Origin of the sequence: Clostridium beijerinckii, assembly GCF_018223745.1 — a bacterium.
GTDB lineage: Bacteria > Bacillota > Clostridia > Clostridiales > Clostridiaceae > Clostridium > Clostridium beijerinckii.
The window spans coordinates 2,632,279-2,649,709 of the sequence record NZ_CP073653.1 but is presented as its reverse complement, the minus strand read 5'-3'; the positions used below and the strand labels follow the sequence as shown (position 1 = coordinate 2,649,709).

General features: G+C 29.4%; 15 protein-coding genes. 3 read left to right on the top strand and 12 right to left on the bottom strand.

Features of this window, described 5'->3' with window-relative positions; translation table 11 throughout:
- Window position 1 precedes the first annotated feature (1 nt).
- The 6 genes from KEC93_RS12165 to KEC93_RS12140 all read right to left on the bottom strand — a co-directional run bounded on the left by KEC93_RS12165 (window position 2) and on the right by KEC93_RS12140 (window position 6,769).
- Window positions 2-436 carry a GNAT family N-acetyltransferase gene (locus KEC93_RS12165; protein ID WP_077869504.1) on the bottom strand — a complete coding sequence of 145 codons (435 nt, stop codon included), beginning with the start codon at window positions 434-436 and terminating at the stop codon, window positions 2-4.
- 41 nt (window positions 437-477) lie between these two features.
- Window positions 478-1,179, bottom strand: a complete 702-nt coding sequence (gene rpiA / locus KEC93_RS12160) for a ribose-5-phosphate isomerase RpiA (protein WP_077869503.1) — start codon at window positions 1,177-1,179, stop codon at window positions 478-480.
- A 702-nt stretch (window positions 1,180-1,881) separates the two neighbouring features.
- Window positions 1,882-2,484, bottom strand: coding sequence for an NUDIX hydrolase (locus KEC93_RS12155; RefSeq protein ID WP_065416495.1), 603 nt, complete (start codon window positions 2,482-2,484; stop codon window positions 1,882-1,884).
- A 252-nt stretch (window positions 2,485-2,736) separates the two neighbouring features.
- Window positions 2,737-3,528 carry an HAD-IIA family hydrolase gene (locus tag KEC93_RS12150; RefSeq protein ID WP_017209295.1) on the bottom strand — a complete coding sequence of 264 codons (792 nt, stop codon included), beginning with the start codon at window positions 3,526-3,528 and terminating at the stop codon, window positions 2,737-2,739.
- A gap of 4 nt (window positions 3,529-3,532) precedes the next feature.
- Window positions 3,533-4,705, bottom strand: coding sequence for a sn-glycerol-1-phosphate dehydrogenase (locus tag KEC93_RS12145; RefSeq protein WP_077869502.1), 1,173 nt, complete (start codon window positions 4,703-4,705; stop codon window positions 3,533-3,535).
- Window positions 4,706-4,816: 111 nt separating this feature from the next.
- A complete protein-coding gene (locus KEC93_RS12140) occupies window positions 4,817-6,769 on the bottom strand; it encodes a glycoside hydrolase family 127 protein (RefSeq protein WP_077869501.1) in 1,953 nt (650 codons plus the stop codon).
- Window positions 6,770-6,958: 189 nt separating this feature from the next.
- On the opposite strand from KEC93_RS12140, the gene KEC93_RS12135 reads away from it, so the two are divergent.
- Both KEC93_RS12135 and KEC93_RS12130 read left to right on the top strand, forming a co-directional pair.
- Window positions 6,959-7,855: an AraC family transcriptional regulator gene (locus tag KEC93_RS12135; RefSeq protein WP_077869500.1), complete on the top strand. Its 897-nt coding sequence runs from the start codon at window positions 6,959-6,961 to the stop codon at window positions 7,853-7,855.
- Window positions 7,856-8,057: 202 nt separating this feature from the next.
- Window positions 8,058-8,981 (top strand): ArsR/SmtB family transcription factor, encoded by a 924-nt coding sequence (locus KEC93_RS12130; RefSeq protein ID WP_077869499.1) that lies wholly within the window; start codon window positions 8,058-8,060, stop codon window positions 8,979-8,981.
- A 386-nt stretch (window positions 8,982-9,367) separates the two neighbouring features.
- Here KEC93_RS12130 and arfA read toward each other — a convergent pair whose 3' ends face one another.
- The 4 genes from arfA to KEC93_RS12110 all read right to left on the bottom strand — a co-directional run bounded on the left by arfA (window position 9,368) and on the right by KEC93_RS12110 (window position 14,174).
- A complete protein-coding gene (arfA, locus tag KEC93_RS12125; RefSeq protein WP_023976143.1) occupies window positions 9,368-10,885 on the bottom strand; it encodes an arabinosylfuranosidase ArfA in 1,518 nt (505 codons plus the stop codon).
- Between the two features lie 63 nt (window positions 10,886-10,948).
- Window positions 10,949-11,839, bottom strand: coding sequence for a carbohydrate ABC transporter permease (locus tag KEC93_RS12120; protein ID WP_012058575.1), 891 nt, complete (start codon window positions 11,837-11,839; stop codon window positions 10,949-10,951).
- Between the two features lies 1 nt (window position 11,840).
- On the bottom strand, window positions 11,841-12,731 hold the full coding sequence (locus KEC93_RS12115; protein WP_012058574.1) for a carbohydrate ABC transporter permease: 891 nt from the start codon (window positions 12,729-12,731) through the stop codon (window positions 11,841-11,843).
- Window positions 12,732-12,827: 96 nt separating this feature from the next.
- On the bottom strand, window positions 12,828-14,174 hold the full coding sequence (locus KEC93_RS12110; protein ID WP_077869498.1) for an ABC transporter substrate-binding protein: 1,347 nt from the start codon (window positions 14,172-14,174) through the stop codon (window positions 12,828-12,830).
- Between the two features lie 560 nt (window positions 14,175-14,734).
- On the opposite strand from KEC93_RS12110, the gene KEC93_RS12105 reads away from it, so the two are divergent.
- Window positions 14,735-15,412, top strand: a complete 678-nt coding sequence (locus KEC93_RS12105) for a YesL family protein (protein ID WP_077869497.1) — start codon at window positions 14,735-14,737, stop codon at window positions 15,410-15,412.
- A 61-nt stretch (window positions 15,413-15,473) separates the two neighbouring features.
- On the opposite strand, the gene KEC93_RS12100 is transcribed toward KEC93_RS12105, so the two are convergent.
- Window positions 15,474-16,238, bottom strand: coding sequence for an exodeoxyribonuclease III (locus KEC93_RS12100; protein WP_031276137.1), 765 nt, complete (start codon window positions 16,236-16,238; stop codon window positions 15,474-15,476).
- A gap of 254 nt (window positions 16,239-16,492) precedes the next feature.
- The gene (locus KEC93_RS12095; protein WP_023976148.1) at window positions 16,493-17,404 is read right to left on the bottom strand and encodes an AEC family transporter; all 912 of its coding nucleotides are present in this window, start codon (window positions 17,402-17,404) and stop codon (window positions 16,493-16,495) included.
- Between the last annotated feature and the right edge of the window lie 27 nt (window positions 17,405-17,431).

The following is a 17,431-nucleotide window of genomic DNA, read 5'->3' as shown; positions in this document are numbered from 1 at the left end:
ATTATATCCACTGTATAAAAGCGGTCTTATCATTTTGATTATATCCTGCTTGTTCATAGAAGTTTAGCGTACTATCTTTTTTAGAGCCAGTTAATAGCATTAATTTATAACACTTCTCTTTAAGTGCTATTTCTTTTGCGTAGTTCAAACAAGCTGTTGCTAATCCTTTATTTCTATAATGTTTATCAGTCACTACATTTTCAATAAATGCATATGGTCGTTGATTGTGTGTCAAATTTGGTATTATGACACAAACACACGAAGACACTATCTTTCCTTCTTCCTCTGCAATAATAATATGATGTTCTTTATCTTCCAAAATTCTATTCCATACTTCCATTATTTCTGGTGTTTTTCCTGGCATAGATTCACCATGAAGTTGCATATATAATTGCATTAATCCATTAAAATCTTCATTTATTATTTCCCTTATCATGTGATCATCCCCCCTGCATACATTCTAAGATGAGATAATATCTATCTAAATTGCTCCATCTTCACATTTTGACTGTTGCTATTATTAATAATCTTGGTGCCACTACTTGTTCCAATGATAATACGATCACACATATTAATAAATAATCCAGTTTCTAGTACTCCAGTTATTTTATTAACTTTATTATAAACATCATTAATGTTCATTGGCTTTCCTATATGCAAATCAACTATATAGTTACCATTATCAGTTACAAAAATCTCTTCTTCCTTCATTCTTATTTTGGGATTTAATGAATAATCCTGTAATTCTTTAATTACATGTTTGTATCCATATGGTAATATTTCAACTGGTAAAGGAAATTCTCCAATACCATCAACTAATTTACTTTCATCCATAATCCATATAACTTCATTAGCCAAACTCGCCACAATTTTTTCTCTAAATAAGGCTCCACCACCACCTTTAATAGCATTAAATTCATTATCTATTTCGTCTACGCCATCAATTGCTAAATCAATCTTATCAACTTCATCAATTGATAATAAAGGGATCTTAAGTTCTCTTGCTAAACTCTCAGTACTTTTTGATGTTGCTACAGCTTTTATCTTCATTCCATTTTTAATCAATTCTCCAACTTTTTTAATCATGTAATAAGCTGTCGAGCCTGTTCCCAATCCTAATATCATCCCATCTTTTATATATTCTGCTGATTTTTCTCCTGCAACTCTTTTTTGATCCATACTTACCTCCAAAGATTTTATAATTCTATTCCTACTTTAAATTCTCTATCTGTATAAATTTGTTTTTTCTTGAATATCATTTATATAATATTTTTCCCACTACACATTTTTCAATATTCACGACTCGTAAATATTGCCGTAAAATAGCTTTGATTCTTTTGACTTAAATATTACACATATATTCTTATCGTTTAAATCATGGTATCAGAGAATTTCATTTACCAACAAATTGTTAATCCAACCTATCATACAAATTATAATTTCGTTTCGCTTTATGTAAATTATATCATTTCCTTACAATTATTTTCATTAAATATAAATAAATTTATCACTATCTAATAATACTCGCGACTTTCATTCCACTTATATTTAATTTTTCTCCTTACTAAACCGCCCCCATATTAATGCTGTACAATAATATAATTTTTAATTATCATCTTAAAACCCTATAATTCTCTATAATCCATTAATGTATTTGTCTGTAGCTTACTACTTAATCCAATCTTATTTCCCCCCTAATTCTATTTCTAGGTATGAAAAAAGAGCCAAGATTTTACTCTCAGCTCTAGACTTCTTTTGTTAATTCCTTTTTATACATATTTCCAAGCAATATAGCTATTCCTGCAATGTTTAGAGTAAAAAAACTAATTTTTATGGGAATTGTTATGATATTGATAGAAATGATTCATTTTTTATGGTTAGTTACAAATTCTCCAAAAAATCTTGTAGCATCTCAGCTGTGATTCCCCATATATTATAAGTTTCATATTTATAAAATAAAGATCTATAATTAGCTTCTCTAAATTTATAGTTTTCCCTATTAACAATTAAATCATATGGAAATTCTTTATCTCTTTCAATATTTATTTTATTATTATATATACGAGGCTTATTATCTAAAAGATAAGATAACGGTACATAAAACACATGATCAACCTCATCTTCACTTATCTTTATCTCATCAAGATCTTTAATAATTCCTACATACGGATGAATTATTATGCCATCATACCTTACTATAGTATCTAATTCATTTACTATATTAATGCTTTTTACGCCAAGTTCTTCGGATATTTCTCTAAGCGCGGCTTCCTTAGGAGATTCATTTCCATCTATTTTTCCACCTGGAAAGCATATATCTCCTGGCTGGCTCCTTAATTTTTTAGACCTAACTTCAAATAACACATGTACTTCATTATCAATCTCAACTAGTGGAATAATTATAGCTGACCTTCTCATTCTTTTCCAGCCATTAATATATGGTTTCTCATCTTTCAACTTATTCATAATATATTCTAAATTCATATTCTATAATCTCCTCCTATCTAGTTATGTTATAAAAATATTATATCAAAATCATTATCTTAGCGATACGAAAATTATATTCTTCTAATAATTATTATAAACAAATTGTATAGAATTAATTAAGCACATAAAATAAATAATAAGTCCAAAACTATCATGGAATGTTATTATCTACAGTATAAAAAAGCTGCTAAAAACAAAATTTCAATTTCATTCTTAACAGCTTGTAATACTTGCTTTACTAAAAGTATATTAAAAAGCTAACTTTTCATATAACTCTTTGATTGTACTAAAGCTATATGTTGGTCTAAATTCTGTATCTTTCAAATCTTCCTTTGTTGCTTCTCCAGTGAATACTACAGCTGTATCAACACCACCATTAATACCGCAGGCAATGTCTGTATACAATCTATCTCCTATAACTAAAGTTTGCTCCTTTGTAAATCCAGTTTGTTCTAGACACATTTCCACTATCGTTTTATTAGGCTTCCCAATGTATAAAGGTTGTCTTTTAACTGCATTTTCAATCATTTCGCATATTGATCCACAGTCTGGCACAAAACCAAAGCTAGTCGGACAAACAAGATCTGGATTAGTAGCTATATAATCAATATCTCTTGTTGATAGTAATTCACATATATCCTCTATCTTTTTATAATTTAATTCATTATCAAAGCCTACTACTGCACAAACAATATCTTCATCTTTATCTTCTGTAATATTAAGCTCAAATCTTTTTAGTTCTTTAATAAATGATTTTGTTCCAAGAACAAATATTTTTTTATCTTTATATACTTCTTTTAGATATATTGCGGTTGCATAAGATGATGTTACAAAACTTGTTTTATCAACTTTAATTCCAAAGTCATCAAACTTCATAATATAATCTTCTATACTTTTTGTTGAATTATTTGTTATAAATATATATTTACCACCTATACTTAAAACATAATCCATAAATTCTAATGTACCATCGATTAATGTTGTATCTAAAGCTATTGTACCATCAATATCTAATAAAAATAATTTTTTATCTTTTAGCATATTATCATTCTCCGTAAAATAAATTCGTTAATTCATTTGCACATTCTTCTAACATATTTTCAGTTTTTGCATATTGCAAAATCGTATATCTAGGTCTGATTTCAAGAGCATGAATTACACTCCTATGAAATAATTCTTTCTCAATTCCTAACGCCTTTGGATTAGACTTAGCTCCAATAGAATTTAATAAATTTATTATTATTTCTGGCACAGGAGTCTCTATCCCAAACCTTTCTTCAATATTAAGTTTTTTATACACCCATGCCGATATTACTGTGCCAACTCCAACTGAATTGCCATGCAAAGGATGCTCTAGTCTTCTTGAAAGCTTATCAATTTCCCAATAATGAGAAAGATGATGTTCTGCTCCTGATGCTGGTCTTGAATTTCCTGAAAGAGTCATTGCTATTCCTGATAGTATAAGTGCTTCTGATATATATTCTATTGCTTTAACATCTCTCTTAACAGCTCCTTCTATATTTTCAAAACATTTATACATAGCATTCCTTACTAGCTTTTCTGTTGTATCACAAAAATATTCGTTATGAATCGTATTAGATAATCTCCAATCAGAAAGTGCTGTATATTTTCCTAGTATATCACCAAATCCAGCACATATCATCTCAAATGGAGCATCTTTCATAATATTTGAATCAGCTATAATAGCATATGGATTAGTCCCAGGATATGTTACCTTTGCTCCATCAATAATTAGAGGTGATACTGTTGATGCATATCCATCCATTGATGGAGCTGTTCCCATTATAACATAAGGAATATGAGTTTTTGCACTTATTATTCTACATATATCATTAATACTTCCAGATCCCACAGCAACTATAAGCTCTGTTTCATTATTTACTTCAACCAATACTCGTCCAATTGCTTTTTCATCTGGAATTAAATCTCCATCACTAAATAATATAATATTATTTATCTTATAACCTGATTCAGTAAGTTCATTTTCTACACACTTGCCAAGTGCTTTATAAGTATTATTATCACTGACCAATAAGATTTCTTTTGGTAAAATTTCTTTTGCGACATCTAGAATTCTATTATATACATTTTCTCCAACATAGATATGTTTTATGTCTATTCTATGTTTTTTTCCGCAGCCACAGTCAAATTCCATATCCGCCATTTCTTCTATTGTTTTAGTCAAAATTTCATTCAAAACTAAGTACCTCCTACGTTTATGCTTTTTGCTTTAGGTTCATTTAAAATTATATACTATATTCATCTGCATAAACAGCGTACAAGTTACTTAATTTTAAGCTTTATTGAACTAAATACATTTTCTTACCCACACTATCATTTCTCCTGGTGTTCTGTTAGCCCATAAATAATATGGAATCCATTTTAACTTCTTTTCATTAAATTCAATTTTAGAGTCATATACATATAACTTATCTTTATCACAATCTTGTTCTTTAACTACTAGTCCATCACTTTCAAGTACTATTGCACCACCTAAGAAGTCTTTGTCATATTCATAAGTAAATTTAGGATTACTCTTTAAATAAACTCTGTGCAGATCAGGTCCATTGTCTTCTTCCTCTAAGCAATAAACAACTGGTCCCCTCATTACAGCAACTTTTCCCATGTCTTCTCTTACATTTATATTTGCTCTAACTATTTCTACAGGCATCTTAAATAAAATGCTAATTCTATCACTATCTTTCCATTTCCTATTAATATAAGCATATCCATCGACTACACTGTAATTTATCTTTTCTTCATTAACTTTTATTTCATAATTTCTACACCATTCAGGAATTCTTAATGCAAATTCAAATTCAGCTTCTTCCTTCATGTTTAAATTAATGTCTATACTCTCATCCCATGGATAGTTTGTTCTAATATTAAATTCTACACTCTTTCCAGAGAAATTAGCTGATATTTCTCCTCCCATGTATAAATGCATAAATATTGTATGATCTCTTAATGTATATGCATAACTTCCTATAGAAGTCAAAAGTCTTGCTAGATTAGGCGGACAGCATGCACATCCAAACCATTTTTGACGTTCAACTTTTACATGTGCTCTCAAATGATCTTTTTCAGAAGCCTCTGGAACCACCTCTAATGGATTTACATAGAAAAACTTAGTTCCATCAATTGACATTCCGCTTATAATTCCGTTGTATAAGGCTTTCTCCATTATATCTGCATATTGTGATTTAGGTTCAATTTCAAGCATTCTTCTTGCAAAAAAAACTAATCCAATAGACGCACAAGTTTCAGCATAAATAGTATCATTAGGCAAATCATAATCACAAGTAAATGCTTCTCCATATTGTGATGATCCGATTCCACCTGTTATATACATTTGCTTTTTAGTCATATTACTCCATAATCGCTTGCAAGCTTCTAGCAGCTCATCGTCATTTGTTTCTCTTGCTACATCAGCCATTCCTGAATATAAATATACAGCTCTTACAGCATGCCCTTCTGCAACTTCCTGCTCTTTTACTGGTTTACCTGCTTGATAATATTGATATTTAAAGTAACTATCTTCCCACCAGAACTTATTATTGTACTTTTTCCCCTCTTCTTCAAAATATAATGGTGATTTGCCTCTTTCATCTATAAAGTATTTTGCTAAATTTAGATATTTTTTATCTTTTTTTATTTTGTACAGTTTAATTAAAGCCAATTCAATTACTTCATGACCTGGATATCCATGCAATTTGCCATCTTCTGGTCCAAATATAGTATCCACATAGTCTACATATTTTACGATTGCATTTAATAACTTATCTTTTTCTGTTGCCTCATAATAAGCTACTGCCCCTTCAATCAAATGACCTAAACAATACAATTCATGATTATCACGTAAGTTTGTCCATCTTTTATCTAATCCGTTTATAATGTAATAAGTATCTAGGTATCCATCTGGCTGCTGTGCCGCACAAACAATATCAATTGCTCCATCTGCAATTTTTTCAAGTCCTTCATCCTTATTCCACATAAGAGAATATCCAACCGCTTCTATCCATTTTGCAAAATCACTATCTTGAAATACAAAACCTTTAAATTCACCTTCCATCATCCCAGCTGCAATCTTAAAATTTTGCATACAATAACTTGGCTCCGCACCTTCTATTCTATCATTCAATGCTTCCCATTGATAAGGAATCACATGAGTTCTTGCTAGCTCCATCATTTTCTTCCAAAAATTATCTTTTACATTTATACGATTTATTTGCAAAGGTTTACTAAAGGTATTTGAGTTCATTATTAATTCCTCCTAAATTTATTTTTATGGTGGTTAATTTATTATAATTATCAAAAACTATTTTATTCATTCCTCTAAAATACAAATTCCCTTATTTAAGCATATGACTAGCTTTTATACATATAACTATAGTATATTTATTATATAGAAACAACTTTCATTTTAGTATAATAGGTGGTGAAATCCTATATGTTTTATTTTATCTCTGATAATAAATATCCCCTTACTCATTGTTCTAGTGGAAAATTGATAAATAATGAAAATTTTATACATTCTAAAAGAAACCTCGATACTTTTGTTATTCTAATTGGTTGTAAGGGAACACTATACATTGCACAAGATGATAAAAAATATGAACTTACTCCAAATAAGTTTATTATATTATTTCCCTTCCATACTCACTACGGTTATAAAAAATCTGAAGGGAATCTTTCTTACTATTGGTGTCATTTTAGAATTACTTCTGCTGAATATAAGCTTTTAAACGCTGAACAAATTAATGATTCTATATTCAATCTTGATAATGAATTAAAAAAAGCCTCTTCAGATGTTTATATTTTACCTGAATATGGTTCAATTTCTTCTGCCGCAAGAACAAGCCTTATTTTTCGTCAACTACTTGATCTATCAAACAAAAAGAGTTATTCAGAATATTTAACAAATTATGCATTAAGCCTGTTGGCAATGGAAATCTCTCAAGATTTCATGGATAATATAATTCATCAAAATGAAAAACTATCTAATACCAATTGCAAAATAAATGAAATTGCAAACTGGATAAATATAAATTATAATTCAAATTTAACTGCACATAAAATCGCCAAAACATTTAACTACAATCAGGATTATCTTTCTTCGGCATTTAAAAAATATACTGGTACGTCTCTTTTAAAATACATCAACAAAACAAGAATTTATGCTTCTAAACAACTTCTATTAAATTCATCTTTCTCAATAAAAGAAATTGCTCTTCAGGTTGGATTTAATGATGATAAGCATTTTATGAAACTTTTTAAAAAATTTGAAGATGTCACACCAACTGAATATAAAAATGCATATTTTAGAAAAAACTTAAACAAAAAATAACTTCTTATATTGTGACTTTATTTTAAAAATATTTAAAATGATTATTCACATCTAATTCATAAAAGGGTATAATAATCTTAACATAGTATATTATTATTTGATAATTTTATAACGAACTATAACTTAAGTACAATTTTTCCGAAATTAATATTTAAACATTAATTTCGATTCAACGAATATTAACAACACAGAGGAGATTATTATGATTCACATTACAAATCTAAAGGAAAGTTTACCACTCTTCAAGGCTTTAAGTTCGGATGTAAGAATGAATATATTAGAGATTTTATCACAGTATAAGCAATTAAATATGAATGAGTTATCAGAGAAACTTGATTTAACTAATGGTGCAGTTACTATGCATATAAAAAAATTAGAAGAGTGTGGATTAATAAAAACTACTAATTTAACTGGAAAGCATGGATTACAAAAGATATGTTCTCTTCACGAGGATAAATTTGTAATAGATATTGGTAAACAAGATGTAGAAAATTCATATCATATAGATTTAAATATAGGCCACTATTCTAATTATGATATTGCCCCTACATGCGGAATTGCAACTAAGGATAGTATTATAGGAGAGGTAGACAATCCAAATTATTTTGCTGATCCTGAAAGAATTAATGCAGATATTCTTTGGTTCACTAAAGGAAGTATAGAATATAGAATCCCTAACTATTTAAAACCAAGTGAAGTATTCTCTGAATTGCAAATATCTATGGAAATAAGTTCAGAAGCTCCTGGAGTATGTAGCATATGGCCATCTGATATACATTTCTATTTAAATAATGTCAATGTTGGCAGATGGACCAGTCCTGGAGATTTTGGTGATAGTAAAGGTATTTTGACTCCATCTTGGTGGAATCCTCATTGGAATCAATACGGATTACTAAAACTTTTAAGCATAAATTCCTTCGGAACTTTTATTGATGGAATAAAGATTTCAGATGTCACTCTAGAAGATTTAGAATTAAATTATAAAAGTGATATCCTTCTAAAGTTAGCTGTTCCAGAAGAAACAAAACACGTTGGTGGATTAACTATTTTCGGAAAAAACTTTGGCAATTACAATCAAGGCATAAGCATAAGACTTGTTTATAATACATTAACTCAAGAATCTTGATGTTGATCATTGTATCTAATTATATATATGTTGCAATTCACAATGCACATTTCACAATTCACAATTGCAACTAAAATTATTGCAATATTTTTAGAATTATAATGAAGAATCATTTTTGCAATATATATTAAAATATATTGAATTAGATCCGTTTTTATAATAAATAAGAAGTAATATTTATAGGGCATAAATATTACTTCTTATTTTATTTATATACCATTTCAAATGTTTTCTAACCAGAAATAAGTAATATACTTTTGTAATCGCAGTTGTCATAATATGGAATGTTTCATTGGTAATTTTGATGGATGTGATTCTTTGCCAATAAAATAGGATTTAACACTATTAATTTTAGTCGTTAAATCCTATTTAATCTATATTACTTTTTATTTATTCTTTCCTAAACGAATTACATTCCAAGACGCTTTTCCCAAAGATGAAGTTATAATTCCGTCAACCAGATTACTTCTATCTACAGATTTTGGAGTAACAGCTTCACCTGTTGGAGAATTCACTATTTTCATATTATCATGCTCTAACACAATATGTTCAATGATTTTAAATCCTTCAAAACTTCTTACATCACAAGTTAATTCAATATCTTCCTCTAAATTACGATTAACTGCAAATATTGTAACTTCTTCCTTTTCTTCATTATATACTGCTATCGATTCAACGTCTTTTACGTCAGTAAAATCTATAGTATCATGTTTTGGCGAAGAAACTACTGGTTGAAGTGCAATTCCTCTACCGTATTTAGATGCATGCAAATATGGATAGTATATAGTCTGCTTCCAAGCTGGTCCATTTTCTTCTGTCATAATTGGTGCGATAACATTAACCAATTGCGCTAAGCATGCCATTTTAACTCTATCAGAATGTTTCATTAAAACAATTAACATTAATCCAACTAAAAGTGCATCTTCAAAATTATACATATCTTCTAAAAGTGCAGGTGCCTTTTGCCATGGATGATTCTTCATTATATCATCATCTTCATTATTAGAATGGAACCATACATTCCACTCATCGAAGCTTAAGTGCATAGTCTTTTTACTACGTTTTTTTGCTTTTATATAATCACAAGTTGAAGTAACTGTTTTAATAAAGTGCTCCATATCATCACTTTGTGCTAAGAAGTTTGCAGTATCATTTAATCTATTACCATAATATTGATGGAGAGATACAAAATCTACAACATCGTAAGTATGATCAAGAGTTGATGCTTCCCATTCAGGGAAAGTAGGCATTGCTGTATTTGAACTTCCGCATGAAACTAATTCAATATCTGGATCTATTAATTTCATAGCTTTACCTGTTTCTAGAGCTAATCTTCCATACTCTTTAGAAGTTTTATGCCCTATCTGCCATGGTCCATCCATTTCATTTCCTAAACACCATGTTTTTATTTTATGTGGTTCTTTAACACCATGTTTTATTCTTAAATCACTATATTTCGTACCACCTTTATGATTACAATATTCTAAAAGATTGCAGGCATCTGCAATTCCTCTTGTTCCAAGATTTATTGCCATCATTATTTCAGATCCTACAGCATTAGTCCACTTTGAGAATTCGTTTAATCCAATTTCATTAGTTTCTAAGCTTCTCCAAGCTAATTCTAGTCTCTTTGGCCTTTCTGCTACTTCTCCAACACTATCTTCCCAAAAGAAATTTGATACAAAATTACCACCTGGGTATCTTATAATTGGAACATCTAATTCTTTTACTAATTCCATTACATCGGTGCGGAAGCCATTTTCATCAGCTGACATATGGCCTGGCTGATAAATCCCTCCATATACTGCCCTTCCTAAATGTTCAATGAAAGAACCATAAATTCTTTTATCTATTTCGGATATTTTAAAGTCTTTGTCTACCACCATTTTTGCTTTTTTTGCCATTATAATTCATCTCCTTAAGTATTTAGTTTGGACTTTCTAGTCCTTAGTGAAAATCAAATCATATTACCCCTTTACAGCTCCAGCTGTCATACCTTCTACAAAATATTTTTGGAAGCATGCAAATAAAATAAATACTGGTATTACTGAAATGAAAGAACCTACAAATAATAAATTATAGTTGTTTCCATAAGGCGTTAATAATGTATTTAATCCTATTGGTAAAGTAAATTTTGCACCATCTTTCAACACTAACATTGGCCATAATAAGTTATTCCAACTAAACATTGCATTTAATATAGCCATTGCCGCAAAAGATGGCTTCATAATCGGTAAAATTAATCTGAAGAAAATGCCATATTCCGATGCCCCATCTATCCTACCTGCCTCAACAAGGTCTCTTGGTATTCCGGAGAGGTATTGCCTAAAGAAAAATATAGTTGATGCACTTGCTATAGTCGGCAAAATTATTCCAATATAGGTATTTGTTAAATGCATATCACTTATTTGGTTATATAAAGGTAACATTAAAATCTCAAAAGGTACCATCATAACGAATAAAACACATATAAATAGAAAATTCTTTCCTTTAAAATCGTACATTGCGAAACCATATGCAACAAATGCGCTGATAAACAATTGGCAAACTACTTGCACTATAGTTAAAAATAAACTATTAAAAAACCATGTAAATAAGCTATTTTTTTCTGTGAATAGAATTATATAATTTTTAAACGACATTTTAGCAGTATCTATTGATACATCCATACCATTTGCTATTACTAATGCACCATCCTTGAACGTAGAAACAAATAATGTATAAAAGGGAATTAGTAATATTACGGCTATGACTGCAAAAAGCATAAAAATTAATATTCTTTTTGGCAAATTTTTTACATGACTTACTGCATTTTTTTGCGTATTTTTTTTATTATTCAAACTAATATTGCTTTGCATACTAATCTCCTTTCTTAAATGTTCCATTTAGTTTTAATTGCACTAAATTAATAGCCATTCCTATAATAAACAATACTAATCCTACAGCAGATGCATAACCCATGGCATTTTTTTCAATACCTTGTCTGTATAAATATCCTACAATTGTAAGACCTATATTATTAGGCGAGTTATTGCCATTAAATACCATATAACTTTCTATAAACATTGCAAGACCTGCGTAAATAGATATAGTAAGCACATAAATTGTTGTCGGTTTAAGTTGAGGTATTGTTATATATCTAAACTTTTGCAATGTATTTGCTCCATCTATATCAGCTGATTCATATAATTCCGCAGGAATGTTTTTAAGTCCTGATAAGAAATATAACATATTAACACCAGTCCATCTCCAACATGCCAATACTAGCAATACTATAAATCCTGTAGTTCCATTTTTTAGCCATTTAAATGGATCCATTCCAAATAGCGCAACAACCTGATTCATTAATGAAGTAGATTGTTCTCCAAAGGCAAATCTAAATATTATACCTGCCACAGCAACAGATGTTAAAGCCGGTAAATATAATGCAGATTTAAAGAATTCTTTTCCAACCATTAGTTTGCTGTCTATTATACATGCAAGTATCATTGGAATTGGAATAAGCAATATCAATGTCCATATCATATATTTAAAGCTGTTCCATAACGCAACTAAGAAAACCTTATCCCCTAATAGTTTTGTATAATTTTCAAACCCAACAAATTTTCTCGATCCTGGTAATACATTCTCAAAGCTCATTATTACCGTATTTACCATTGGAGATATGAAAAAAAGTAAAAATACAAGAATAAATGGTAATATAAATACATATGGTGCTGCTTTTTTATTATATATAAATCTCTTTACCATTTCTTAACTTCCTCCTCCCACGCTTAAATAATACAGAGAAGCCATCTTTGTAACTCAATATGCTTGTAAAAAGCTTCTCTGTGTGGATGTTTTTAATTATTTCAATTCATTTTCTACTTGTTGCTGTGCTTCATCTAATGCTTGTTTTATATCTTTTTTATCTTCAAATATGCTATTTAATGTAACTGTATTTAAAACGTTGTTTATACTTGGAATAGCATCATTTGATTTAATTAATTGTATTTCATTTTTGATTTCGTTTAATGTATCAAAAGGATTAGTCTTAAAGTATTTTACAAACTTATTTTCTGGATTATGAGTAATATCATTTTTAGTCCATAAATCAGTATTGCATGGATCGAAGCCTAAATCTTCCCATATTGCCTGTTCACCTTCATCTGAAAGTTTTGCATATGCTAAGAATTCTTTAAGATTTTCTTTATTCTTAGCTGTTTTAGTTACAGCTGTACCTGTACCACCTAAACCTACAGAACGTAGTTGACCTTTTTCAAATACTGGAGCCGGAGCAATTGCCCATTTACCTGCTTGATCAGGCATGTATTGTAAAAATCTTGACATATACCAAAGAGGCATAATTGCAACTGCATAGTCCCCATTATTTATCGCACCTTCAGCATCTGTTTGGTCAGGTTGTCCACCTGGAATAGTAGCTATTGCATGGGCATCTTGTAAATCTCTTAACGTAGTAAGTGCTTTAACCATTTGCGGACTATTTAATTGTGGCTTACCATCCGCATCAGTAAAATCTGATTTTTGTTCTGCTAGCATAAGACTTTCTTGCCATTGAGCACTTGTATCTGCTGTCCCAAAGTTTTTACCAGTTGCAGCATAATATTTAGCACCTGCTGCTTTAAAATCATCCCAGGTAGCTATAGATTTATAATCAATCCCCGCCTTTTCTAAGATTTCAGTATTGTAGTATGCTACACATGCACCAACGTGTGTTGGTAGTCCATAATTATGTCCATCTTTACTGTAAAGATCTATACGAGATTTAACCAACTTATCTTTATAAGGTGAAATAACATCATCAAGATTCTCTAATTGTGGGTCTCCTTTAAGAAAATTAGGGAATTTTCCAACTTCTATATCACATGCATCAGGGGCTCCTTGTCCGGACAAGAGTGCAGATTGCAATTTATTATGCATATCATCATAAGGAAGAACTGTAAAATTAATATTTAACTTCTTATCAGGGTTTTTCTGATTCCATTTTTCTAACATCTTTTCATAAAACGTTTTATGCATCTCAATAAATGTCCACATTTCTAACTGATCTCCTGAAGAAGATGATGCTGAATCCTTTCCTCCACTCGAGCTAGTACTCGAACTACTTCCACCACATCCGATTAACATTGTTGCAGCAATGGATGTTACAGCAGCAATAGCAGCAAGTTTTTTTAATATTTTTACACTTTTCATATTTTTACCTCCCATTATTTATTTGAAGTTAATATATTTAGTGAACACCATTTCATTTTTATTAATTAAATATATGCCTTTAAAAACAGTGATCAAAATAACTCTTATAAACAAAGCTTGTACAAATACGCGCTTTATTTTAATTAATTTTAAAGTATATCAATAAACTTGTATTCCTTTTAAATTATTTTATGTATATATTTTTTTAGTTTATTTAATTCTTTTGTTAATTTATCGATATTTTGCCACCAGTAATCCTTTTCATATGCATTATTTTTAAGTTGCAACTTATTATCATAAATTTATTATATACTTATATCTATTAAAGTCAATACTTTCAAGTTATATTTATTTAAATTATTTTAGATTTATTTAAATCATATTTTGACCTTTTTATACAAAACTTAAGATGTTTTATATTATAACGAACTTCTTAATGGCATGTAAATGTTTTTATAATCTTGAACTTTAAATTTTCAAATGATATACTATCTTTAAACTTATCTAAAATAAATATATCAATAATATTAGGTAAATTTTATTTGAGGAGATTGATTAATATGAAACTATTAACCCCAAATTTCGAACGCGAAGGTCCTGATATAGAAAAGGACGAGCCTCCAAAGGAAGGTATACATTTATTTTTTGAATTATTTACTATGAGATTTTGGGATATAATTAAATTGAATTTTGTCTTTGTTTTATATTCCCTCCCTATTATTACAATCGGTCCAGCTTTCGGTGCTATGACTTCAATTTTAATGTCTATGATCCAAAGAAAGCATACTTATATTTTTTCAGATTTCCATGAAGCCTTTAAAAACAACTGGAAACAATCATTATTTAGTGGATTAATAATATTAATTGCATTTTCATTTTTAGGTGTTTCACTATCCTTTTATTTAAAATTAGCTCAAGAGAAATCTATTTTCTATTTTGTTTTCTATTTATGTCTTTTTATCACAGTTTTACTTGCACTTGCATCCATGTATATTTATCCGTTGCTTACTACTGTTTCTCTTCCTCTAAAAGATGTTTTTAAAAATTCTATATTACTTTGTATTGTGTGTATAAGAAATACATTGTTAGGCGAATTAGCCTGTGCACTAATATTAGGAATTCATATTTTCTTTTTTCCTATATCACTTCCGCTTTTCTTGATGCTTACATTTGGTATACTATCTTTCATTTCCAGCTTTACCGCTTGGATAGGCATAAAAAGATTTATTGTACAATGAGTAAAAAAACAAAGCATAACCAACTACTCAAATATAGTTATTATGCTTTGTTTTTTATCTATTATAGATTAATTGTCAACTCAACTGGACAATGATCTGATCCTGTTACTTCCATATGAATTTTTGCATCTTCTAATTTATCCTTAAGACTTTCTGAAACCAAGAAATAATCTATTCTCCATCCAGCATTATTAGCTCTGGCATTAAATCTATACGACCACCATGAGTACATGCCTTCTTTATCAGGATAGAAATATCTATATGTATCTATAAATCCTGCTTCTAATAGTTCAGTTATCTTAGATCTTTCCTCATCTGTAAATCCTGCATTTTTTCTATTAGATGTAGGATTTTTTAAATCTATTTCTTTATGTGCAACATTTAAATCCCCACAAATTATTACAGGTTTGTTTTTCTCAAGTTCTTTTAAATATTTTCTAAATACATCTTCCCATACCATTCTATAATCAAGTCTTTCTAATCCTTGCTTAGAATTAGGAGTATAAACATTTACTAAGTAAAAATTACCATACTCTAAAGTAAGTACCCTTCCTTCGTTATCATGTTCTTCTATCCCAATACCTCTTTTTACAGTTAAAGGCTCCTCTTTTGTAAATACAGCAGTGCCTGAATAACCTTTCTTTTCAGCATAATTCCAGTAACTTGTATATCCATCTAGTTCCAAATCTATTTGACCTTCTTGAAGTTTACTTTCTTGTATGCAAAATATATCAGCATCTATTTCCTTAAAATATTCTAAAAAGCCTTTTTTTACGCAGGCTCTTAACCCATTTACGTTCCATGAGATTAATTTTTTCAATTTCATCTCCTCCTTAAAATCTTAAATAATAATAATTATTATATAATATTTTAGAAATATTATCTATATATATCACAATTATCTTTTTACTTTCTATTAGATTTAAGTGGACACTTTGACCTCTAGAGTTTTAAATATAGATTTATTATTAGAACATACGTATTATGTTAGTAAATAATTTATTAACATAACAAAAAACCACATGCTTTTTATGCCTAGTGGTTTAATCCATTTATCAAAATATTACTTTTTCGATTATACTAATTAATAATAAACAACAATAAAGTTATTATAACTATGCTTATAGGTATACATAAAGAATTTACTACCCCCGCTAAGCCTTCATCACATTTACATCTAGCCGTAAAGACTGGTGCAAGAACAGGAACTGGGCCAAATACCAAAATAACTAGTACATGCTTAATTTCCATTGAGAACGGTACACAAAAATAAATAATAACTGCAAATATTGCTGCAAACAAGTAACGTATACTTATAATAGAAGCAACTTTAACTAGCTGTTCTTTTCGGAATTTGCATTCAAAAACCATGCCAATCATAAGCATGGACAAAAACGCATTTCCTGCACTTAGATTTGAAGTTACTGTATATATCACCTGTGGCAACTTAATACCTGTAATTGTCACTATAAACATAAGCATATAAGTATCAAAAGGTACAGATGAGAACATTTTTCTAAGAAATGCTCTAATGCTTTGATCATTTCCTTCACCAACAACACCTGATGCAAGTGCATATGTGCCTCCTGTACACATAATCGAATTACCTATATCAAAGAGACTTGTTATCCCAACAGCATATGCACCCATAAAACTCTGCACATATGGTAGGGTAAAACATCCTATATTATATCCAGCTAAATTTAGCATATTAAAGGCTTTTTCTTTATTATCCTTATTCCTAGCTAAAACAAAACCAACGAAAGACATTATAATGTTTCCCAAAAATCCAAGCAAAATAATAAAAAGCATTGATGTATCCATTTTAAAATTTGCAAATCCAGTAATAAGTGCACACGGTAAAGTAATATTCATTATAATTTTAGTTATAATTTTATAGTCTTTAGGCCCAAAAACCCCTATCCTTTTAAAACTATATCCTATCGCAATAATCAATATAAAGCTAAACGCTTTTATTAAAATATCCCCCATTTTTACCCCTTTCTCTTAATCATACCG

Coding starts and splice junctions, on each gene's coding strand:
- KEC93_RS12165 (WP_077869504.1), bottom strand. CDS start 436: ATGATAAGGGAAATAATAAATGAAGATTTTAATGGATTAATGCAATTA.
- KEC93_RS12150 (WP_017209295.1), bottom strand. CDS start 3,528: ATGCTAAAAGATAAAAAATTATTTTTATTAGATATTGATGGTACAATA.
- KEC93_RS12130 (WP_077869499.1), top strand. CDS start 8,058: ATGATTCACATTACAAATCTAAAGGAAAGTTTACCACTCTTCAAGGCT.
- KEC93_RS12105 (WP_077869497.1), top strand. CDS start 14,735: ATGAAACTATTAACCCCAAATTTCGAACGCGAAGGTCCTGATATAGAA.
- KEC93_RS12100 (WP_031276137.1), bottom strand. CDS start 16,238: ATGAAATTGAAAAAATTAATCTCATGGAACGTAAATGGGTTAAGAGCC.
- KEC93_RS12120 (WP_012058575.1), bottom strand. CDS start 11,839: ATGCAAAGCAATATTAGTTTGAATAATAAAAAAAATACGCAAAAAAAT.
- KEC93_RS12135 (WP_077869500.1), top strand. CDS start 6,959: ATGTTTTATTTTATCTCTGATAATAAATATCCCCTTACTCATTGTTCT.
- KEC93_RS12115 (WP_012058574.1), bottom strand. CDS start 12,731: ATGGTAAAGAGATTTATATATAATAAAAAAGCAGCACCATATGTATTT.
- rpiA (WP_077869503.1), bottom strand. CDS start 1,179: ATGGATCAAAAAAGAGTTGCAGGAGAAAAATCAGCAGAATATATAAAA.
- KEC93_RS12095 (WP_023976148.1), bottom strand. CDS start 17,404: ATGGGGGATATTTTAATAAAAGCGTTTAGCTTTATATTGATTATTGCG.
- KEC93_RS12140 (WP_077869501.1), bottom strand. CDS start 6,769: ATGAACTCAAATACCTTTAGTAAACCTTTGCAAATAAATCGTATAAAT.
- KEC93_RS12155 (WP_065416495.1), bottom strand. CDS start 2,484: ATGAATTTAGAATATATTATGAATAAGTTGAAAGATGAGAAACCATAT.
- arfA (WP_023976143.1), bottom strand. CDS start 10,885: ATGGCAAAAAAAGCAAAAATGGTGGTAGACAAAGACTTTAAAATATCC.
- KEC93_RS12110 (WP_077869498.1), bottom strand. CDS start 14,174: ATGAAAAGTGTAAAAATATTAAAAAAACTTGCTGCTATTGCTGCTGTA.